Source organism: Pseudomonas sp. CAN1 (assembly GCF_030462585.1).
Taxonomy (GTDB): domain Bacteria; phylum Pseudomonadota; class Gammaproteobacteria; order Pseudomonadales; family Pseudomonadaceae; genus Pseudomonas.
In genome coordinates this window covers 210,674-230,497 of the sequence record NZ_JASMRU010000004.1, presented here as the reverse complement: position 1 = coordinate 230,497, position 19,824 = coordinate 210,674, and the positions used below count along the sequence as shown (strand labels likewise).

The 19,824-nt window shown below is 65.7% G+C and carries 22 protein-coding genes; 7 read left to right on the top strand and 15 right to left on the bottom strand.

Going from position 1 to position 19,824, the window contains the following annotated elements:
• Positions 1 to 18 precede the first annotated feature (18 nt).
• Together QO207_RS08320 and QO207_RS08315 are read right to left on the bottom strand one after the other, a co-directional pair.
• Entirely contained in the window at positions 19 to 252 is a 234-nt protein-coding gene (locus tag QO207_RS08320) for a TIGR02647 family protein (RefSeq protein WP_301531993.1), read from the bottom strand.
• Positions 253 to 334: 82 nt separating this feature from the next.
• Positions 335 to 616: a hypothetical protein gene (locus QO207_RS08315; RefSeq protein ID WP_301531992.1), complete on the bottom strand. Its 282-nt coding sequence runs from the start codon at positions 614 to 616 to the stop codon at positions 335 to 337.
• An 89-nt stretch (positions 617 to 705) separates the two neighbouring features.
• Between QO207_RS08315 and QO207_RS08310 the strand changes: the two genes are divergently transcribed.
• Positions 706 to 1,674, top strand: a complete 969-nt coding sequence (locus QO207_RS08310) for a magnesium transporter CorA family protein (protein WP_301531991.1) — start codon at positions 706 to 708, stop codon at positions 1,672 to 1,674.
• A 194-nt stretch (positions 1,675 to 1,868) separates the two neighbouring features.
• Positions 1,869 to 2,789: a polyphosphate kinase 2 gene (gene ppk2 / locus QO207_RS08305; RefSeq protein ID WP_301532081.1), complete on the top strand. Its 921-nt coding sequence runs from the start codon at positions 1,869 to 1,871 to the stop codon at positions 2,787 to 2,789.
• Positions 2,790 to 2,793: 4 nt separating this feature from the next.
• Here ppk2 and QO207_RS08300 read toward each other — a convergent pair whose 3' ends face one another.
• The 3 genes from QO207_RS08300 to QO207_RS08290 all read right to left on the bottom strand — a co-directional run bounded on the left by QO207_RS08300 (position 2,794) and on the right by QO207_RS08290 (position 5,177).
• Entirely contained in the window at positions 2,794 to 3,561 is a 768-nt protein-coding gene (locus QO207_RS08300; protein WP_301531990.1) for a hypothetical protein, read from the bottom strand.
• A gap of 239 nt (positions 3,562 to 3,800) precedes the next feature.
• Positions 3,801 to 4,298, bottom strand: coding sequence for a porin family protein (locus tag QO207_RS08295; protein WP_301531989.1), 498 nt, complete (start codon positions 4,296 to 4,298; stop codon positions 3,801 to 3,803).
• 189 nt (positions 4,299 to 4,487) lie between these two features.
• Positions 4,488 to 5,177, bottom strand: coding sequence for a Crp/Fnr family transcriptional regulator (locus QO207_RS08290; protein WP_301531988.1), 690 nt, complete (start codon positions 5,175 to 5,177; stop codon positions 4,488 to 4,490).
• A gap of 74 nt (positions 5,178 to 5,251) precedes the next feature.
• Here QO207_RS08290 and QO207_RS08285 point away from each other — a divergent pair, with 74 nt between their 5' ends.
• Entirely contained in the window at positions 5,252 to 5,776 is a 525-nt protein-coding gene (locus QO207_RS08285) for a DUF962 domain-containing protein (protein WP_301531987.1), read from the top strand.
• 6 nt (positions 5,777 to 5,782) lie between these two features.
• On the opposite strand, the gene QO207_RS08280 is transcribed toward QO207_RS08285, so the two are convergent.
• Positions 5,783 to 6,586, bottom strand: coding sequence for a helix-turn-helix domain-containing protein (locus QO207_RS08280; protein ID WP_301531986.1), 804 nt, complete (start codon positions 6,584 to 6,586; stop codon positions 5,783 to 5,785).
• Between the two features lie 127 nt (positions 6,587 to 6,713).
• Here QO207_RS08280 and QO207_RS08275 point away from each other — a divergent pair, with 127 nt between their 5' ends.
• Positions 6,714 to 7,115, top strand: a complete 402-nt coding sequence (locus QO207_RS08275; protein ID WP_301531985.1) for a hypothetical protein — start codon at positions 6,714 to 6,716, stop codon at positions 7,113 to 7,115.
• Between the two features lie 239 nt (positions 7,116 to 7,354).
• Here the strand turns inward: QO207_RS08275 and QO207_RS08270 are convergent, their stop codons facing one another.
• Both QO207_RS08270 and QO207_RS08265 read right to left on the bottom strand, forming a co-directional pair.
• Positions 7,355 to 7,945 carry a 2-hydroxychromene-2-carboxylate isomerase gene (locus QO207_RS08270; protein ID WP_301531984.1) on the bottom strand — a complete coding sequence of 197 codons (591 nt, stop codon included), beginning with the start codon at positions 7,943 to 7,945 and terminating at the stop codon, positions 7,355 to 7,357.
• A gap of 36 nt (positions 7,946 to 7,981) precedes the next feature.
• Positions 7,982 to 8,710, bottom strand: a complete 729-nt coding sequence (locus QO207_RS08265) for an SDR family oxidoreductase (RefSeq protein WP_301531983.1) — start codon at positions 8,708 to 8,710, stop codon at positions 7,982 to 7,984.
• Positions 8,711 to 8,817: 107 nt separating this feature from the next.
• Between QO207_RS08265 and QO207_RS08260 the strand changes: the two genes are divergently transcribed.
• Positions 8,818 to 9,381 carry a TetR/AcrR family transcriptional regulator gene (locus QO207_RS08260; RefSeq protein WP_253447548.1) on the top strand — a complete coding sequence of 188 codons (564 nt, stop codon included), beginning with the start codon at positions 8,818 to 8,820 and terminating at the stop codon, positions 9,379 to 9,381.
• A gap of 121 nt (positions 9,382 to 9,502) precedes the next feature.
• On the opposite strand, the gene QO207_RS08255 is transcribed toward QO207_RS08260, so the two are convergent.
• From QO207_RS08255 to QO207_RS08225, 7 genes are all read right to left on the bottom strand, one after another.
• On the bottom strand, positions 9,503 to 10,252 hold the full coding sequence (locus QO207_RS08255; RefSeq protein WP_301531982.1) for a sulfite exporter TauE/SafE family protein: 750 nt from the start codon (positions 10,250 to 10,252) through the stop codon (positions 9,503 to 9,505).
• A gap of 242 nt (positions 10,253 to 10,494) precedes the next feature.
• Positions 10,495 to 11,484: a sulfate/molybdate ABC transporter ATP-binding protein gene (locus QO207_RS08250; protein WP_138213714.1), complete on the bottom strand. Its 990-nt coding sequence runs from the start codon at positions 11,482 to 11,484 to the stop codon at positions 10,495 to 10,497.
• A gap of 14 nt (positions 11,485 to 11,498) precedes the next feature.
• Positions 11,499 to 12,371 carry a sulfate ABC transporter permease subunit CysW gene (cysW, locus tag QO207_RS08245; protein WP_301531981.1) on the bottom strand — a complete coding sequence of 291 codons (873 nt, stop codon included), beginning with the start codon at positions 12,369 to 12,371 and terminating at the stop codon, positions 11,499 to 11,501.
• 10 nt (positions 12,372 to 12,381) lie between these two features.
• Complete coding sequence (cysT, locus tag QO207_RS08240) at positions 12,382 to 13,200, bottom strand: sulfate ABC transporter permease subunit CysT (protein WP_138213716.1); 819 nt, start codon at positions 13,198 to 13,200, stop codon at positions 12,382 to 12,384.
• A gap of 123 nt (positions 13,201 to 13,323) precedes the next feature.
• Positions 13,324 to 14,322 (bottom strand): sulfate ABC transporter substrate-binding protein, encoded by a 999-nt coding sequence (locus QO207_RS08235; RefSeq protein ID WP_301531980.1) that lies wholly within the window; start codon positions 14,320 to 14,322, stop codon positions 13,324 to 13,326.
• Between the two features lie 164 nt (positions 14,323 to 14,486).
• Complete coding sequence (oscA, locus tag QO207_RS08230; RefSeq protein ID WP_017520779.1) at positions 14,487 to 14,669, bottom strand: sulfur starvation response protein OscA; 183 nt, start codon at positions 14,667 to 14,669, stop codon at positions 14,487 to 14,489.
• Positions 14,670 to 14,809: 140 nt separating this feature from the next.
• Positions 14,810 to 17,083 carry a bifunctional diguanylate cyclase/phosphodiesterase gene (locus QO207_RS08225; RefSeq protein WP_301531979.1) on the bottom strand — a complete coding sequence of 758 codons (2,274 nt, stop codon included), beginning with the start codon at positions 17,081 to 17,083 and terminating at the stop codon, positions 14,810 to 14,812.
• A 178-nt stretch (positions 17,084 to 17,261) separates the two neighbouring features.
• On the opposite strand from QO207_RS08225, the gene desA reads away from it, so the two are divergent.
• Complete coding sequence (gene desA, locus QO207_RS08220) at positions 17,262 to 18,443, top strand: delta-9 fatty acid desaturase DesA (RefSeq protein WP_301531978.1); 1,182 nt, start codon at positions 17,262 to 17,264, stop codon at positions 18,441 to 18,443.
• A 137-nt stretch (positions 18,444 to 18,580) separates the two neighbouring features.
• Positions 18,581 to 19,552, top strand: a complete 972-nt coding sequence (locus QO207_RS08215; protein ID WP_301531977.1) for a sensor domain-containing diguanylate cyclase — start codon at positions 18,581 to 18,583, stop codon at positions 19,550 to 19,552.
• Positions 19,553 to 19,824: the final 272 nt, after the last annotated feature.

The following is a 19,824-nucleotide window of genomic DNA, read 5'->3' as shown; positions in this document are numbered from 1 at the left end:
CCAGGGGGGAACTTGAGGTCAGCTGCGCAGGATGCCGAGAAGGACCTGGGCGTGCTCGGCGGCGTCGAGGCCGAGGTTGGTGAGATAGCCGCCGTCCTGCTTGTCGATCAGGCCCTTGGCGTGCAGCCGGCCGGCTGCCGCCTGGGCTGCGGCGGAAGCGTCGTGGTGGACTTTCAAGCCCGCCTGGCTGTTCTCCAGGTCAAACAGCGCCAGCAGGTCCAGTTCCTCAACCATTTCTTTCGTGAAAGCCATTCTTCTAACTCCCGATGGTCAATGAGGCCTCAGTGTAGTCTCAAGTCCGGCCGGTTCGGCAAGCGGTCTTGATGCCGCTGTCTCATTCGGCAACAGTGCCGTCGGGCAGAGTCGGCAGCGCGCGCAGGGCCTGCTCGTACCACTCGCCATTGAATGGGCGGTCTTCGGCGAGCATCGCTTCGATCTCGTGGGCGAGCACCAGGGCCATCAGGTGCAGCGCATCCTCGCGCTCGTAGCCGACCAGGGTCAGCTTGTTGAACACCGCGCGGGCGGCCGGCGGGCTCTCGCTTTCGATCTGGTTTTCGATGGCCTGGACCAGGGTGTCTTCGGCGAAGGATTCTTCGCTGTCGTCTTGTTCGCTCATCACGGGATGCTCCGCTGGGCTTGTGAAGCGCCGGGAAGTTGGCCAACCTGCGGGGCAACTTCAGGTGCGTAAAAGGATTGTCGGGCGACATGATCACCTATTACACCCTCGTCGGCGACCGCCTGGTGCGCCACAACGGCAGCGAGTGCCACGGCATGCCCAAGGACACGCTGTGGATCGACCTGTTCCAGCCCACGGCGGAAGAGGAGCAGTTGCTGGAGTCGATCATCGCGGTGGATGTGCCGACCCGCGAGGAAATGGCCGAGATCGAGGACTCCTCGCGCTTCTACGAGAGCAACGGCGCGCTGTACATGACCACCACCGTGGTCGGCGGCATCCGCGAACACAACCCCACCACCTCGGAGGTCACCTGCGTGCTGACCCCGCACTGGCTGGTGACGGTGCGCTACACCGATCTGATGGCCTTCCGCACCTTCGAGACGCGCACCCAGCGTGGCGGCTGCGAAGGACGCAGCGACCAGCTGTTCGTGACCCTGATGGACAGCGTGGTGGACCGCATCGCCGACGTGCTGGAGAACGTGCAGAAGCAGCTCGACAGCCTGGGCAACAGCATCTTCCGCGAAGGCCAGGCCGCCGCCGAGAAGGCTGACCTGCAGGAAGTGGTGAAGCAGCTGGGGCGCAAGAACTCCCTGCTGTCCAAGCTCAATGAGAGCCTGCTGAGCATCAGCCGGCCGCTGGGTTACTTCCGCCAGGGCAGCAATGGCTGGATCAGCGACGAGGTGAAGCTGGGCATGAAGTCGGTGGAGCGCGACGTGCGTTCGCTGAGCGACTACCAGACCAAGATGGCCGGGGAGATCACCTTCCTGCTCGATGCCACCCTGGGCCTGATCAACATCGAGCAGAACAGCATCATCAAGGTGTTCTCCATCGCCGCCGTGCTGTTCCTGCCGCCGACCCTGGTGGGCACGGTGTACGGCATGAACTTCACCCACATGCCCGAGCTGGCCTGGGCCGAGGGCTACCCCATGGCGCTGGTGGCGATGGTGGTCTCGGCGATCATTCCGTACTACTGGTTCAAGTACAAAGGCTGGCTCTAGGCGGGGCTTGATGCGGGTCAAGAAACGCCCGCGGCATGGGTTGCACAGTGGAGGGCCGTCCCCGCGTCTCACAGGAGGAGACCATGTCCCAGGAGCCCAAGCCGCAAACCATAGCCAGCAAACCTGCCGCCGTGCCGATGCCCGAAGCCCCCAGCGAGGGCGCAGCGCAGATCCAGGCGCAGAGCCAGGGCCCGGTGGCGCTCACCGTCGCCATGGCCCCGCGCGGCAGCAATGAGGATTCCACCGCGGCCGAGCTGCCCGCCGGCTATCCCTACCGCAAGCGCCTGCAGCGCAAGGATTACGAGAAGCAGAAGGCCGAGCTGCAGATCGAGCTGCTGAAGGTACAGAGCTGGGTGAAGGAAACCGGCCAGCGCATCGTCCTGCTCTTCGAGGGGCGTGACGCGGCCGGCAAGGGCGGCACCATCAAGCGCTTCACTGAACACCTCAACCCGCGCGGCGCCCGCGTGGTGGCGCTGGAGAAACCCAGCGACGCCGAGCGCGGCCAGTGGTACTTCCAACGCTACGTCCAGCACCTGCCCACGGCAGGCGAGATCGTCTTCTTCGATCGCTCCTGGTACAACCGCGCCGGGGTCGAGCGGGTCATGGGCTTCTGTTCGCCGCGCCAGTACCTGGAGTTCATGCAGCAGACACCGGAGCTGGAACGCATGCTGGTGCGCAACGGCATCCACCTGTTCAAGTTCTGGTTCTCGGTGAGCCGCGAGGAGCAGCTGCGCCGCTTCGTCTCGCGCCGCGACGACCCGCTCAAGCACTGGAAGCTGTCGCCCATCGACATCCAGTCGCTGGACCGCTGGGACGAATACACCCAGGCCAAGGAGGCGATGTTCTTCCACACCGATACCGCCGATGCGCCCTGGGTGGTGGTCAAGTCCGACGACAAGAAGCGCGCACGGCTCAACTGTCTGCGGCACTTCCTGCACAGCCTGGATTACCCGGACAAGAACCCGAAGATCGCCCGTGCGCCGGACGAACGGCTGGTGGGCCGTGCCGCGCTGCTCGACCGCGACGAGCTGGAGCGCCCGTCGCAGGCCGTGGTGCCGTTGGCGCCGGTGGTGCAGTCAGTAGCGGAACCTGAGCCGGAGCCGATCCCCGCCTGAAGCGCTACTGCTGGCTGAGCACGATGAGCTGGCCGGACACCGCGCGGGCGTTGCGGTCGACGATGATCGGCGCCCACGGCCGGCCGGAGGCGCTGACGCCGCTGTTGCTCTTGCTGTTCATGTCCAGCAGCGCCTTGCTCAGGTATTCCCAGCGGGTGCGCAGCTTCTTGGTCGCATCGCTCTCGGGCAACTGGTCGATGCGCTGGGTCAGCAGCGGCACCAGCACGCCTTCGTCCTGGCCGAGGTATTCCTGCGGCTGCTCGCGGGCCAGTTCCAGGCCGCTCAGGTACGCGCGGCCCAGGTACTGGGTGGCGAGGTATTCGACGCGCACCGGCAGCTCCCACAGCGGCACCTGGCTGGCGTCCTTGCTGGCAGGGACGAAGCGCTCGGCCTGGTTGAGCAGGTCACGCAGGGCGCGGCTGAGTTCCTGGTTGTAGCGCCAGGGCACGTCCTCTTCCTTGGGGCCGTAGGAAACGCCATTGCGAATCTGCGTAACGAACTCGGCGTGGGCCTTGCGCAGTGCGTCATCGGCCTTGGGGAAGCCCTTGACGGCGTTGTCCAGCGTGGCCAGGTCCTTCTCCAGCTGGGCGGCGTGATTTTCCTGGAAGCCTTCGCCGCGCAGCAGCAACAGGCTGTTGATCGAGCGGCAGGTGTAGACCTGCAGCGTCTGCAGCTGCAGTTCCTCGCTGGGCAGGTTGGCCTGGGCGGCGAGGGCGAAGAGCCCGAGACAGCAGAACATGAACCCACGAACGACATCGAGATTCCGGAGCATGGCGGAGGCGTCCTTATTGTTATTGTGAGCCGCGCGATTCGCCGGGTGTGTGTCTTTTTGGCGCCAGAAACGCAGCTATCCATAGGCTAGCTGCGAGCGGTGCCGCTGCAACCGACCGAAAGAGTGATTTGTGCAGGTGATGGCGGGTGCGGGAGAGGGTGCCGGCGCGGGGCGGGAGGGGGAGAGCAGCTCTGGGGAGAGAGTCGCACCTGCGCCGGGCTTTGCAGGGTAGGCCGGCGTCAGAAGCGCCAGTAGGCGGAGAGGGTGGTCTGGTCGAGGTCGATGTCGCCGACGTCCAGGTATTCCTGTTCCAGGCGTACGCCCAGGCCGCCGATCAGGTCCACTTCGCCGCCGAAACCGTAGAGCGGGTCCACGTCGTCGGACTTGCCGGCGACATCGTCATCGGCGTGCCAGGCGTGCACGCCGGCGATGCCGTACAGGCGGACGCGCTGGCCGATGGGGAAGCCCAGGTGCACGTTGGCCTGCAGCGATTCACCGTCGAAATGCTTGTCGCCGTCGCGCAGGTCGCCGAAGTCGACCACCGCGCCTTCCAGGGACAGGTAGTTGTTCAGGCGGTAGCCGGCATACAGCTTGTAGCTGTTGTCGTGGTCGTCGAAGGAGCGGTCGTCGATTGCCAGGCGGGTGACCCCGCCACCGACGTAGAGGCCGCTGTCGTCGGCCATCGCCAGGGCCGGAGTGGTCAGGGCGAGGGCGCAGAGGAGTTTCGAAAGGCGCATAGGATTCCCTTGCGGCTGGCGCTGGGCGCCGGCCGCCTTGCTGTCATGCGGAGGATTCGGTTACCGCGCGCTGCTGGCGATTCGGCGCCAGCACGGCGGCGGGGGCATTAGAGCGGGGGAGCGCCGGGGGCGGCCATCGTAGGTTGTCGAGAGCGACGTCGAGGTTTTTCTAGACGCTGCCGGCAGGGGTCAGGCGTGGGCGGCGTGACGCAGGCGTTCGCGGTCGAGAATCTCGATGCCGCCGTAGCTCAGGCGCACGATGCCCTGGGCTTCCAGCTCCTTGAGGATCTGGTTGGTGGTCTGCCGCGACAGCGACAGCATGGCCGCGAGCTGCTCCTGGGGCAGGTGCAGCTCGCGCTTGGCGGTGGCCGACTCGCCGTAGCCCTCGGCGATCATCAGCAGGCGCCGGGCCAGGCGCGGTGCGGCCGGCAGCAGCGACAGCTCCTCCAGCACGGCGAAGGTGATGCGCAGCTTGTGGCTCATCAGCAGGGCGAAGTCGCGCCAGTATTCCGGGTGCTGCGCCAGCAGTGCCTGCAGCGGCGCCACGGGCACCTGCAACAGCACGGTGGCGCCCTCGGCGTAGGCGTCGTGGGTGCGCGGCTGGCCGTCGAACAGGCAGATCTCGCCGAACCAGTTGGGCGCTTCCACCAGCGCCAGCAGCGCTTCCTTGCCGGTTTCGCCGACCACGCTGACGCGCATTGCGCCTTCCACCACGCAGTACAGGCCACACGGTGCATCGCCACGGGCGAACAGGCGCTGGCCGGCGGGCAGGCGGCGCACCACGGCGGCGTCGCCCAGCGCCTGGCGCAGGCCCTCGGGGAGGGTCTGGAACCAGCGGCCGTCCTGCAGACGGGAGAGGTAGGGCTTGGCGTCGGTCATCGGTAATGTCGGCTAGCTGACAGAGTGGCAAGGCGCACATCGCCATCATGCCAGTACCTTGCGGGAGAACAACAATGAAAACTCTGGTCGATCACCTTGCCCAATATGCCGCCTATCACCGTGACCGGCGGAACATCGTCAGCCATTTCATCGGGATTCCGATGATCGTGCTGGCCATCGCCACCCTGCTGTCGCGCCCCGGCTTCGAGCTGGCCGGCCTGCTGCTCTCGCCGGCGACGCTGCTGGCGCTGGCCTCGGTGGTCTTCTACCTGCGCCTGGACCTGCGCTTCGGCCTGCTGATGACCGCGCTGCTGGCGCTCTCGCTGTGGCTGGGCGCTGGCTTTGCCGCCGGCAGCACCGCCTACTGGCTCACCTGGGGCATCGGCCTGTTCGTGGTGGGCTGGATCATCCAGTTCGTCGGCCACTTCTACGAAGGGCGCAAGCCGGCGTTCGTCGATGACCTCACCGGGCTGATCGTCGGCCCGCTGTTCGTCGCTGCCGAAGCGGCCTTCCTGCTCGGCCTGCGCGACGAAGTGCGCCACGCCGTGGAAGAGCGCGCCGGCCCCACCTGCATCCGCGAGAAGAAGGCGACCGCCTGATCCGCCTCAGTCCGTACCACTGAGCTGGCGCAGGATGCGCGCGCTGTCGGGGTCGGCCGGGAAGAAGGTTTCCAGGGCCAGCTCCGACAGCGTCACGTCCACCGGTGTGCCGAACACCGTGATAGTGCCGATCAGGCTGCATACGCCCAGCTCGGTCTGCAGCTGCACCGGGATCAGCACCATGTCGCCGCTGGCCGCCTCGTCGTAGGGCGGCGCCGGGTAGGCCGCCACTTCATCGCGCAGCGCCGCCAGGGCGGGGTCGCCGCTGGCCTCGAAGTCGCGCTGCAGGCGCTCCACCACGTGCGCCTTCCACGGCCCCAGATTGAGGATGTGCGGCGCCAGCCCCTTGGGGTGCAGGCTCATGCGCAGCACGTTGATCGGTGGCTGCAGCAGTTCCGGGTCGACGCCGATCAGGAAGATGTCCACCGTGCGGTTGGACGCCAGCAGGTTCCAGTGGCGGTCCACCACCATCGCCGGGTTCGGCTCGTGGGCCTTGAGCAATTGGTCGATGGCCTGCCTGGCGACCGTCAACGCCGGGTCATCCAGGCCCTTCTCCGAATACACCGGGGCATAGCCGGCGGCGCTGAGCAGGCGGTTGCGCTCGCGCAGGGGGATGTCCAGCTGTTCGGCCAGATGCAGCAGCATCTCGCGGCTGGGCAGGGCGCGGCCGGTTTCGACGAAGCTCAGGTGGCGCGTGGAAATCTCCGCGTCGCAGGCGAGGTCAAGCTGGCTGAGGCGGCGGCGCTGGCGCCACTGGCGGAGCAGGGCGCCGACCGGTTGGGCCGGGTTTTCGTGGGCTGATCTGTTCATGGCTCGAACGATAGACCTGCCGCCCGGTAACGGCCATTACCTGGCAGGTAATCGACGCCTCTACGTCCCAGGCAGATTCTTCAGCCACACGCCGCCAACCGGTGGCGACCCCTGAAGGAGCTTCGCCATGACTCTGCTGCAATCCTCCCCGCTGCTTCGCCTGACCCTGAAAGTCGATGCCATCGCCGGTGGCGCCATGGGCCTGCTGATGGCCCTGGCCGCGCAGCCACTGGGCACACTGCTGGGCCTGCCCTTCGTCCTGTTGCTGGTGGCCGGGATCGTGCTCCTGCCGCTGGCGCTGGTGCTCTACTGGATGAGCAACCAGAGCGTTCTGTCGCGCACGGGTGTCTGGGCAGTGATCGCCCTGAATGCGCTATGGGTGGTGGAGAGCGTCGCCCTGCTGGTGACCGGCTACGTGCAGCCGACCGCCCTGGGCTACGCGTTCGTCATCGGCCAGGCGCTGGTGGTTCTGCTGCTGGCCGAGCTGGAGTTCTTCGGGATGCGTCGGTCGGAGATTCTGGCGCTGTGATGTTCGCGAGCAAGCTCGCTCCTACGAAGAGCGCTCCGGTGCTGACTTGTAGGAGCGAGGGGGACGCCCAGTTCTTGCTCGCGAACCGCTTTACGCCGGGCTTCGCCGGTGATGATTTGTAGGATGGCGTGGAGCGGAGCGATACCCATGCGGTCGGTGCACGGAATCGATGGGTATCGCTCCGCTCCACGCCATCCTACGTTGCTGTTCGTCGGCGACCCTGCGGGATGCGAACTGCCTTACGCCAAGGCTTCGCGGACGAAGTCGAGGCGGTCCTGGCCGAAGAACATCTCGTTGCCGACGAACATCGCCGGCGCACCGAACATCCCGCGTTTGATCGCCGCTTCGGTGTTGGCCTTCAGCGCGTCCTTCACCTCCTGCTCGGCGGTCAGTGCCAGCAGCGCCTGCGGGTCGAAGCCCGCTTCGGCCAGCAGCGGGCCGAGCACCGCCGGGTCACCCAGGTTCAGCGCGTCCACCCACATGCCCTTGAACACGCAGGCCAGCAGCGCTTCGAAACGCTCCGGCTGACGCAGTTGCACGCCGGTGGCGGCGCGCATCAGGGTGAGGGTGTTGATCGGGAAGTGCGGGTTCATCTTCAGCGGCACGCCGTAGCGGTGGGCGAAGCGGGTCATGTCGAGCAGGGTGTAGCGCCCCTTGGCCGGGATGGCGATGGGCGAGGCATTGCCGGTGGCCTGGAACACGCCGCCCAGCAGCACGGGGCGGTAGACCAGTTCGGCGCCGGCCTCGGCGCAGATCGCCGGCAGCTGGGTGTAGGCCAGGTAGGAAGTCGGGCTGCCGAAATCGAAGTAGAACTCGACGCTCTTGCTCATGAGTGGCTCTCTTTTATTGTTGTCGTTATGGGCGGGTTACCAGCGCTCGATCCAGGGGCGCAGATCCAGCTCGAAGGTCCAGGCGTCGCGCGGTTGGGAGTGCAGGTACCAGTAGCTGTCGGCGATGTGCTCGGGGTCGAGGATGCCGTCCTGGTCCTTCAGCGCGTAGCGCTCGGGGAAGGATTCGCGGATGAATTCGGTGTCGATGGCGCCGTCCACCACCACGTGGGCGACGTGCAGCCCCATCGGCCCCAGCTCGCGGGCCATGCTCTGGGCCAGTGCGCGGATACCGTGCTTGGCCCCGGCAAAGGCAGCGAAGCCCGAGGCACCGCGCAGGCCGGCGGTGGCGCCGGTGAACAGGATGGTGCCGCGCTGGCGCTTGACCATGCGCTTGGCCACTTCGCGGCCGGTGAGGAAGCCGGAGAAGCAGGCCATTTCCCAGATCTTGAAGTACTTGCGCGCGGTCTCTTCGAGGATGCTGCAGGGCACGTTGGCGCCGATGTTGAAGACGAACGCCTCGATGGGGCCGATGTCGCGCTCGATGGTTTCCACCAGTTCGATCACCGCCTCTTCCTTGCGCGCGTCGGAGGCGAAACCGTGGGCCTCGCCGCCTTCGGCACGGATCTGTTCCACCAGCGGCTGCAGCTTGTCCGCCGAGCGCCGGGTGACGCAGGCGACGTAGCCTTCACGGGCGAAGCGACGGGCAATGGCGCCGCCGGTGGCATCGCCGGCGCCGATGACCAGGACGACTTTCTTGTTCGACATTCTCGTTTCCTCTGCGGGGTGCGCGAAAGTTGGTAAACGGTCGTTAGGTAAACGAACGTTATGTTAATCTGCGCAGCATCGTCAACCGCTTCGCCGGAGTCGCCCCGATGCGCTACTCAGCCACCCACAAGGAAGAAACCCGCCAGCGCCTGCTCGACAGCAGCGGCGCACTTGCCAAGCAGGGCGGCTTCGCCACCTCCGGGGTGGACGGCCTGATGAAGGCGGTGGGGCTGTCCGGCGGGGCGTTCTACAACCACTTCGGTTCGAAGGACGAACTGTTCGCCGCCATCGTCGAACGCGAACTGCAGCAGAGCGTCGAGCGCCTCGCCGCCAAGGGCAAGGTGCTGGATCGTGCACGCCTGGAGCGCGGCCTGAAGCGCTACCTGAGCGTCACCCACGTGCAGGACGCCGGCGCCGGTTGCGCGATTCCTGCGTTGGGCGCGGAGATCGCCCGCGCCGATGAATCCGTGCGGCAGAGCGCCGAGGATGCGCTGGTGGAGTTGCAGCAGGCCTGGGCCGAGGCGCTGGGTTCGCCGGAGGATGCCTGGGCGCTGCTGGCGCAGTGCGTCGGCGCGCTGGTGGTCGCGCGGATGGTAGCCAGCGAGAAGACCCAGAAGGCGATCATCGAATCGAGCCGGGAGTTCTTGCTGCGGCATCTCGACGAGAAGTGAGGTGCGGCTCTGTTGGGTGAGGACTCGTAGGGCGCATAACCCGGCACGGGTTGTCCGCCGGGATGGCGGGTAACGCCTTATGGCGGGGAGCTCGCTCCTACGAAAAGCAGATCGGCGCGGGTCAGAGACCGCGGATGGCGAGGTCGGCGCCGAGCAGTAGCAGGCCGCCGAAGAAGCAGCGGCGGAACGCCAGCGGGCTGATCCGCGAGCGCAGCCAGGTGCCCAGGTACATGCCCGCCAGGGCCGGCAGCAGGGCCAGCAGCGACAGGCCGAGCACGTCCGCCTGCAGCAGCGATCCGTGCTGGCTGAGGGTGATCGCCAGGGCCAGCGTCGAGACGGTGAAGGACAGGCCCAGCGCCTGCACCAGATCGTCCTTCTCCAGGCCCAGGGCCTGCAGGAAGGGCACGGCGGGAATCACGAAGACGCCGGTCACGGCGGTGACGCCGCCAGTGATCACGCCAATCAGCGGCGACAGCCAGCGCTCATGCTGCGGCGCCACGCTGAAGCGTTTGTTCGACAGCCCCAGCAGCGCGTAAAGAATCAGCGCCATGCCCAGCAGCGGCGTGGCCGCCGGCCAGTTGCGCCCCGCCAGCAGCCAGCCCACCAGCAGGGTGCCGATGACGATGCCGACGAGCATGCCCCACATGCGCTTGAGCAGCCCGAGGAAGCGCGGCCCGGCGGCCAGTTGCCAGATATTGGTGACGGTGGACGGCACGACGAGAATCGCGGCTGCCTGCATCGGCGGCATCACCAGCCCGAGCAGGCCGACGGCGACCGTGGGCAGGCCGAGTCCCACCACGCCCTTCACCAGGCCGGCGAGGAGGAACGTGAGGATGATCAGTTCGAGGTGCTGGGGGAGGGCGTCGAACATGGCCGGGCCTTGAGTGGGAAGGACCGGGGCAGGATACGGAAGAACGAGGGTCGGCGCGAATCCAGGAAGCGACGCCTCACGGGCGCGAGCCGCCAGCGCATGAGAGGGGTCGTAGGAGCGGACCTTGTCCGCGAAATCCCAACCGGCCGCACTGTGCGGTTGGAAAGACTTCGCGGACAAGGTCCGCTCCTACGTGGGGTCTGGCGCTCTCCCGGAAGTAGCGACGGGGCGTCCAGCGTCGATCAGATATTCGCCACCGGCTGATAGGCCTTCGGCTTGAAGTACAGCGTCTCGCCACGGGCGAGGCCGGTCAGGCTGTCGTGGTCCTTGACCACTTCGGCCTCGATCAGCTCGTCCTGGCCGTCGACCTTTAGGGTCACCCGGGTGATCGCGCCCAGCGGGCGGATGTCGCGGACTTCGGCGGCGCGGTGCTCGGCCACTTCCGAGCGGGACAGCGAGATCTCGTGCGGACGGAACAGCACGTGCTCGTCACCACCGATGTGCAGGCGGTTGGAGTCGCCGAGGAAGTGGTAGACGAAGTCGCTGGCCGGGTTCTCGTAGACCTCGCCAGGGGAGCCGATCTGCTCGATTACGCCCTTGTTCATCACCACGATGCGGTCGGCGACTTCCATCGCCTCTTCCTGGTCGTGGGTCACGAATACGGAGGTCAGGTTGATCTCTTCGTGCAGGCGCGCCAGCCAGCGGCGCAGCTCCTTGCGCACCTTGGCGTCGAGGGCGCCGAAGGGCTCGTCGAGCAGCAGGATCTTCGGTTCCACCGCCAGGGCGCGGGCCAGGGCGATGCGCTGGCGCTGGCCGCCGGAGAGCTGCTCCGGGTAGCGGTCGGAGAGCCAGTCCAGCTGCACCATGTTGAGCAGTTCGTGGACCTTCTCGGCGATGCGCGACTCGCTCGGGCGCTCCTTCTTCGGCTTCATGCGCAGGCCGAAGGCGACGTTGTCGAACACCGTCATGTGGCGGAACAGCGCGTAGTGCTGGAACACGAAGCCGACGTTGCGATCGCGCACGTCGTGCTGCGAGACGTCCTCGCCGTGGAACACGATGTTGCCCACGTCCGGGGTTTCCAGGCCCGCGATGATCCGCAGCAGGGTGGTCTTGCCGCAGCCGGACGGGCCGAGCAGGGCGACCAGCTCGCCGCTGTGGATGTCGAGGTTGATGTCGTTCAGCGCCTTGAAGGCGTTGAAGTTCTTGCTGACGTTACGGATCTCGATGCTCATGGCGTGGCTCTCACTTATTCATCGTCAGCTTTGACTTTGGTGCGGGACAGGCGCGACTCGCTCCACTGCTTGAGCAGCAGGATGACCAGGGCCATCAGCAGCAGCAGGGTGGCGACGCTGAACGCGGCGACGTGGTTGTATTCGTTGTAGAGGATTTCGACGTGCAGCGGCAGGGTGTTGGTGACGCCGCGGATGTGCCCGGAGACCACCGACACCGCACCGAACTCGCCCATGGCCCGCGCGGTGCACAGCACCACGCCGTAGATCAGGCCCCATTTGATGTTCGGCAGGGTCACGTGCCAGAACATCTGCCAGCCATTGGCGCCGAGCAGGCGCGCGGCTTCTTCCTCCTGGGTGCCCTGTTCCTGCATCAGCGGGATCAGTTCGCGGGCGACGAAGGGGAAGGTAACGAAAATGGTCGCCAGGACGATGCCGGGCACGGCGAAGACGATCTGGATGTCGTGGTCCGACAGCCACTCGCCGAAGTAGCCCTGGGCGCCGAACAGCAGCACGTAGATCAGGCCGGCGATCACCGGCGAGACCGAGAACGGCAGGTCGATCATGGTCACCAGGATGCTCTTGCCGGGGAACTCGAACTTGGTCACGCACCAGGCGGCGGCGACGCCGAACACCAGGTTCAGCGGCACCGAGATGCCCACGGCGATCAGCGTCAGCTTCAGCGCGGCCAGCGCGTCGGGCTCCAGGATGGCGTCGAAGAAGGTGCCGAAGCCCTGCTTCAGCGCCTCGCTCAGCACCACGAACAGCGGCAGCAGCAGGAACATGGCGAAGGCCAGCCAGGCCAGCGCGATCAGGGCGCGGCGGCCCCAGACATTACCCCGGCGAGCAGCGTTGGCAGCGGCCGCGGCGGAAAGGCTTGCGGTACTCATGGCGCGCTCCTCAGGGCGTTTCGATGCGGCGTTGCAGCAGGTTGATCAAGAGCAGCAGGACGAAGGCGACGACCAGCATCAGCACGCCGATGGCGGTGGCGCCGGTGTAGTCGTACTGGTCCAGCTTGACCATGATCAGCAGCGGCAGGATCTCGGTCTTCATCGGCATGTTGCCGGCAATGAAGATCACCGAGCCGTACTCGCCGACGCCGCGGGCGAAGGCCAAAGCGAAGCCGGTCAGCCAGGCCGGCAGCAGCGCCGGCAGCAGCACGTGACGGAACACCTGCAGCGGCTTGGCGCCCAGGCAGGCGGCGGCTTCCTCGATCTCGCGCGGGATGTCCGCCAGCACCGGCTGCACCGTGCGCACCACGAAGGGCAGGACCACGAAGGTCAGCGCCAGGGTGATGCCCAGCGGGGTGTAGGCGATCTTGAAGCCCAGCTCGGTGGCGAAGCGGCCGACCATGCCGTTGGGCGCGTACAGCGCGGTGAGCGCGATACCGGCCACGGCGGTGGGCAGGGCGAAGGGAAGGTCGATCATCGCGTCGATGATCTTGCGTCCCGGGAAGCGGTAGCGCACCAGCACCCAGGCTAGCAGGGTGCCGATCACGCCATTGATCAGGGCGGCGATCAGCGCGGTGCCGAAGCTCAGCTTCAGTGCGGCGATGACCCGCGGCGCGGTGATGATGGTCCAGAACTGATCCCAGGAGAGCTGGGTCGTCTTGAGGAACATGGCCCCCAGCGGAATCAGCACCAACAGGCTGAGATACACCAGGGTGTAGCCCAGAGTCAGCCCGAAGCCGGGTATGACCGGGGAGATGCGTCGCGACATTGTCTGTCCTTTCTCATGAACGCGTTAAGCCCCCGCCATGGGGCGGGGGTTTTCCTTCCACGCGGGCTGTGCACCGGCCCGCGCGGATCGGGCCGCCCGGCACAAGGCCGGGCGGGTGGCGCATCACTGCGCCTGGTAGATCTTGTCGAAGATGCCGCCGTCGTTGAAGAACTTGGGCTGGGCTTCTTTCCAGCCGCCGAAGTCCTTGTCGATGGTCACCAGGTTGAGTTTCGGGAACTGGTTGGCGAACTCGGCAGCGACCTTCTCGTTACGCGGGCGGTAGAAGTTCTGCGCGGCGATGCGCTGGCCTTCTTCGCTGTACAGGTACTTCAGGTATTCCTCGGCGACCTTGCGGGTGCCTTTCTTGTCGACGGTCTTGTCGACCACGGCCACCGGCGGCTCGGCGAGGATGGACACCGACGGCACGACGATCTCGAAGTTCTCGCCGCCCTGTTCCTTCTTGGCCAGGAAGGCTTCGTTCTCCCAGGCCAGCAGCACGTCGCCAATGTTGTTGTTGACGAAGGTGATGGTCGAACCGCGGGCGCCAGTGTCCAGAACCGGCACGTGCTTGTACAGGTTCTGCACGTATTCCTGGGCTTTCGCGTCGCTACCGTATTCCTTCTTCGCCCAGGCCCAGGCGGCCAGGAAGTTCCAGCGGGCGCCGCCGGAGGTCTTCGGGTTCGGGGTGATGACTTCCACGCCCTGCTTGGTCAGGTCGGCCCAGTCCTTGATGCCCTTGGGGTTGCCCTTGCGCACCAGGAACACGATGGTCGAGGTGTAGGGAGTGCTGTTGTCGGGCAGGCGCGCCTGCCAGTCGGCGGGCAGCAGCTTGCCCAGCTTGTTCAGTTCGTCGATGTCGCCGGCCAGGGCCAGGGTCACCACGTCGGCCTTCAGACCGTCGATCACGGCGCGGGCCTGTTTGCCCGAGCCACCGTGGGATTGCTGTACGGTCAGATCGTCACCGCCCTGGGCCTTCCAGTGCTTGATGAAGGCGGCGTTGTAGGCCTGGTACAGCTCGCGGGTCGGGTCGTAGGAAACGTTGAGCAGTTGGGTCGCGGCGGAGACCGGACCGGCAATGAGGGCGCTGGCGAGGGCGGCCAGGGCGAAACGGCGGATGGACATGTGCAGCTCCTGAAAAAAATGCAGTTCTTTATGTTTGTTTGGCAGGGTCTTTCGGGGGGCGATCTCAGCCACGCATTCGTGGCTGGCTGCTGCAGTACCGATGGGGCAGGGCGGTCATGGCGACGCTCCGGTGGTCCAGTCGTGTTCGAACCTGATGCTCAGGCTCAGGCAGGTTTGCCGGGGCTCTGCTGCAGGCGGAATTTTTCCTTGCGCTCGATCTGCACGACCTGGCCGTTGTGCACGGTGATCTCGACGGCGCCGAAACGCAGGCCACGCAGGGCGCTCTGCACTTCACGCAGGATGTTGGCTTCGTCCTGGCCGTCCAGGCTACGGAGGGTTGCGCTCATGGGTATCTGCTCCTAGTGGGTTTACCACCGGCCGTTTCATCGTCGGCGCGTGCGGTGTGAGCGCATCTTAGGCAGGAGCTGGATATTCTTAAAAATACTGTTTAAGAATTTTTATATATCCGAAAGTTTTTAGCGCGATTTCATGCGGGGTCGCGCGGCAGTTGTGCCAGCAGCGCGCTGGCCGGCTGCGGTGCTCCGTACCAGTAGCCCTGGCCGAAATCGCAGGCGTGGGTGAGGAGGAAGGCCGCCTGGTCGGGCCGTTCGATGCCCTCGGCGACCACCTGCAGGCCCATGCTCTGGCCCAGGGCGATCACCGCGCAGGCGATGGCGGCGTCTTCGGATTCGTCCGGCAGGCCGGCGACGAAGCCCTGGTCGATCTTCAGCTTGTGTACCGGCATGCGCTTGAGGCGCATCAGCGAGGAGTAGCCGGTGCCGAAGTCGTCGATGGCCAGGTGCACGCCGAGCAGGCGCAGCTGGCAGAGCAGCTCCAGCGCCTGGTCGAAGTTTTCCATCACCGCGCTCTCGGTGACTTCCAGCTCCAGGTGATGGGGTTCCAGGCCGCTCTGCTCCAGGGCCAGGGCGACGCGTTCCTCCAGGCCGCCACGGCCGAACAGGCGGCTGGAGACGTTGACCGCGATGAAGTCCAGGGTGACTCCGGCATCCTGCCACTGGCGCATCTGCCGGCAGGCCTGGTCGAGCACCCAGGCGTCGATGGCGGTGATCAGGCCGCTTTCCTCGGCCACCGGGATGAACTCGCTGGGCGGGATCAGTCCCTGGCTCGGGTGCTGCCAGCGCACCAGCGACTCGACGCCGACCATGCGCCCGCTGGCCAGGTCGTGTACCGGCTGGAAGTACAGGCGCAGCTCGTCGTGGTCCAGCGCGTGGCGCAGGGCCGATTCCACCTGCACGTGGGAACGCGCACGGGCGGTCAGCTCGGGGGTATAGAAGGCGTACAGGTTGCGCCCGCTGGCCTTGGCCTGGAACAGCGCGGCGTCGGCGTGTTGCATCAGGTGGTCGACGTTGCGCGCGTCCTCGGGGAACAGGCTGACGCCCAGGCTCACCGACATATAGATGATCTGCCCGTTGACCTCGAAGGGCGCCTTCATCGCTTCCAGCAGGCGCTGGGCGAGGCTGCTGGCGTGGTGCGGCTGCTGGCTTTCGAGGACCACGGCGAACTCGTCGCCGCCCAGCCGGGCCAGGGAACAGCGCTCGTCCAGGCAGTCCTCCAGGCGCTCGGCGACGGCGCGGATCAGCAGGTCGCCGATGCTGTGGCCGAGGCTGTCATTGATGTGCTTGAAGTGGTCCAGATCGATGCTCAGCAGCGCGCCGCCCCCCTGTTCGCGTTCGGCGCGGCTCAGCGCCTGCTCGATGCGTTCGCGCAGCAGCAGCCGGTTGGGCAGGCCGGTAAGCGGGTCGTGGTGGGCGAGGAAGTCCAGCTCGTGCTGCGAGCGCTTGAGGCTGCTGAGGTCGGAGAACACTGCCACGTAGTGGGTCAGCTCGCCCTCTTCATTGCGCACGGCGCGGATGTGCTGCCACTGCGGGTACACCTCGCCGCTCTTGCGGCGGTTCCAGATCTCGCCGCTCCACACGCCGTTGTCGTGCAGGGCAGTCCACATGCGCTGGTAGAAGGCGGCGTCCTGGCGGCCGGACTTGAGCAGCGACGGCTCGCCGCCGAGCACGTCCGCGGCGCTGTAGCCGGTGATGCAGGTGAACGACGGGTTGGTGTGCACGATCACGCCACGGGCGTCAGTCACCAGCAGGCCTTCCTGGGTCGCCTCGAATACCGCGGCGGCCTGGCGCAGGTGGTCTTCGTTGTTGCGCTGGCGGGTGATGTCGCGGTTGACCCCGGTGAGGCGCAGCGGCTGGCCATTTTCTGCACGGGTCAGGCGGCCGCTGCTGCGCACCCAGCGATAGCCGCCGTCGCCATGGCGGATGCGGTAGACGCATTCCAGGCGCTGGCTCAGGCCCTGGATGCAGTCCTGGTGAAGCGCCAGGGTGCGCGCGCGGTCGTCGGGGTGCAGGCGGTTTTCCCAGAGCAGCAGGTCGTCGCTCAGGTGCTCCAGCGGCAGGCCGATCAGCGTGGCGTAGCCGGGGGAGTAATAGACGCGGTGGGTCTGCAGGTCCCAGTCCCAGATGCCGTCCTCGACTACTTCGAAGACCCGGCTCAGGCGCTGCTCGTTGTCGGCCAGTGCCAGGTAGGCGGCGTGCTGGCTGCGGAAGTGCCGCCAGAGCAGGAAGAACAGCAGCAGGGAGGTAATCGCCAGAAAGCCGAACTTCTTCAGTTCGATCGCCCGTGTCAGCGCACCGGGTTCGAGCAGGACATTTTGTAACCATTGGTCACCCAGCCAGACCCAGAGGGTGGCGACGACCAGGTACAGAAAGCTGATGCGCAGGGCGCTGAGGCGTGGATTCATGCGGCAGTGGGTTGGATTTATTGGCTGTGCAGTATAAATGATGGCCACGTGGCCACATTCGTATCTAAAAGACCGGATGGTAATCCGGACCCGCTTGGTGATAATGCGGCTGTCTTTTCCCGGTACAGCACGCCCAGCAAGGCGTCGCCATACCCCCTTCCGAGGTACAGTATCGCCTATGTGGTACAACGGTTTCCTTGACCTGTCGCCGTGGCAACTGGTGGCAGTCACCCTGGTCATGACCCACATCACCATCGTCGGTGTCACGGTCTACCTGCATCGCTACTCCGCGCACCGTGCACTCGAACTGCATCCGGCGCTGAAGCATTTCTTCCGCTTCTGGCTGTGGCTGACCACCGCCATGAACACCCGCGAGTGGACTGCCATCCACCGCAAGCACCACGCCAAGTGCGAGACCGCCGAAGACCCGCACAGCCCGGTGTACAAGGGCCTGGGCACCGTGCTGCGCACCGGCGCCGAGCTGTATCGCAAGGAGGCGGAGAACCCCGACACCCTGCGCATCTACGGCAAGAACTGCCCGGAAGACTGGATCGAGCGCAACGTCTATTCGCGCTTCCCCATCGGCGGTGTAGTGCTGATGGCGATCATCGACCTCGCGCTGTTCGGCGTGCTCGGGATGACCGTCTGGGCCGTGCAGATGATGTGGATCCCCGTGTGGGCTGCCGGCGTCATCAACGGCCTGGGCCATGCCATTGGCTACCGCAACTTCGAGTGCCGCGACGCCGCGACCAATCTCGTGCCCTGGGGCATCCTGATCGGCGGTGAAGAGCTGCACAACAACCACCACACCTACCCGAACTCGGCGAAGCTGTCGGTGAAGAAGTGGGAGTTCGACCTCGGCTGGGCCTGGATCCAGGTGTTCAGCTTCCTGCGCCTGGCCAAGGTCGCTCGCGTGGCGCCCATCGCCCACCGCGTGGAAGGCAAGGGCAGCCTGGACATGGATACCGCCATGGCCATCCTCAACAACCGTTTCCAGATCATGGCCCAGTACCGCAAGCTGGTGATCGGCCCGCTGGTGAAACAGGAACTGGCCAAGGCCGACGAGTCGGTACGCCACCTGTTCCGCCGTGCCAAGCGCCTGCTCTCCCGTGAGACCAGCCTGCTGGAGGATCGCCACCACGCGCGTATCCAGGACCTGCTCGCGCAGAGCCAGTCCCTGCAGGTGATCTACGAGAAGCGCCTGGCGCTGCAGCAGATCTGGGTGAAGACCAGCGCCAACGGCCACGACATGCTCGCCGCGATCAAGCAGTGGGTGCACGAGGCGGAAGCCAGCGGCATCCAGTCGCTGCGCGAGTTCGCCGAGCAGCTGAAGACCTATTCGCTGCGTCCCGCCGTCTGATTGACGGAAACGTCCTGGGACGTTGAGAGATGTGTCTCAGAAAAGCCCGCCGTTCGGCGGGCTTTTCGTTTAATTTGCAGCAGCGAGGCGTAGTTTGCGGTCATAGCCCCGGTCAATGAGCGGGAGGAAACCGATACATGGATGAACAGAACAAGATGCCAATGGACCAGGATGAGGCCCTCCTGGCGCTGCTGCACAGCCGCGCCGAAGTGACGCGCCTGAAGGAACGCGAGCAGCTCTTCAGCGCGCTGCTGGCCAGCGTCAACTCGGTGCTCTGGGCCTTCGACTGGCAGGCCCAGCGCATGGTCTACGTCAGCCCGGCTTACGAGAACATCTTCGGCCGCTCCGCCGCGCTGCTGCTGGCGGACTACAACGAGTGGCGCAACTGCATCTACCCCGATGACCTGGACTACGCCCAGAGCACCCTGCAGGAAGTGCTGGAACGCGGCGCCATCGAGCAGCGCGAGTACCGCATCCTGCGCGCCGATGGCGAAGTGCGCTGGCTCAGCGACAAGTGCTTCGTCAGCCAGCACAGCGAGGCCGGCCTGCCGCTGATGATCGTCGGCATCGCCGAGGACATCACCGACAAGAAGCACCTGGAGACCGAGCTGCACCGCCTGGCCACCACTGACGTGCTGACCCAGAGCAGCAACCGCCGCTACTTCTTCGACAGCGCCGAGCAGGCCTTCCGCGACTGCAAGGCGACCTCCACGCCGCTGGCCTTCCTCCTGCTGGACGTGGACGACTTCAAGAAGATCAACGACGTCTACGGCCACCAGGTCGGTGACGTGGTGCTGCAGCGTATCGCCCAGTGCGGTTCTGGCGCGCTGCGCCGTGGCGACCTGTTCGGCCGTATCGGCGGCGAGGAGTTCGCCGTGCTGCTGCCCGGCTGCGACGAGAACATGGCGCGGCAGATCGGCGAACGCCTGCAGCGGGAAGTGCAGCGCCTGCGCTTCAACGAGGCCGAGCATTTCTTCAGCGTCACCATCAGCCAGGGCATGACCATGCTGCAGGGCGAAGACCAGAATCTTTCCGCGCTCTACAGCCGTTCCGATGCGGCGCTTTATCAGGCAAAACGCACCGGCAAGGACCGTCTTGTTCAGGGATGAAACACTTCTGCCGTGTCCACGGCAGAAACACTAATACTTTCTGACTAATACCCCTGAGGCAGATTCAGGGGTGTACGTTTATGCTGTCAAAATGCCCGTGTCGGGTTTATGACGCCTTGTAAATCAATAAGTTACGAAGCCTGATTTGCCTTCTGTCGGATTCATGACGTAGGAGCGCTTCCTACGTTGACATGCCTTTGTCCCCCCCACTATTACTATTCACATAGCAATATCGTGTGGTGTCTGGATGAGACACCTCAGGGAGTAGTCGC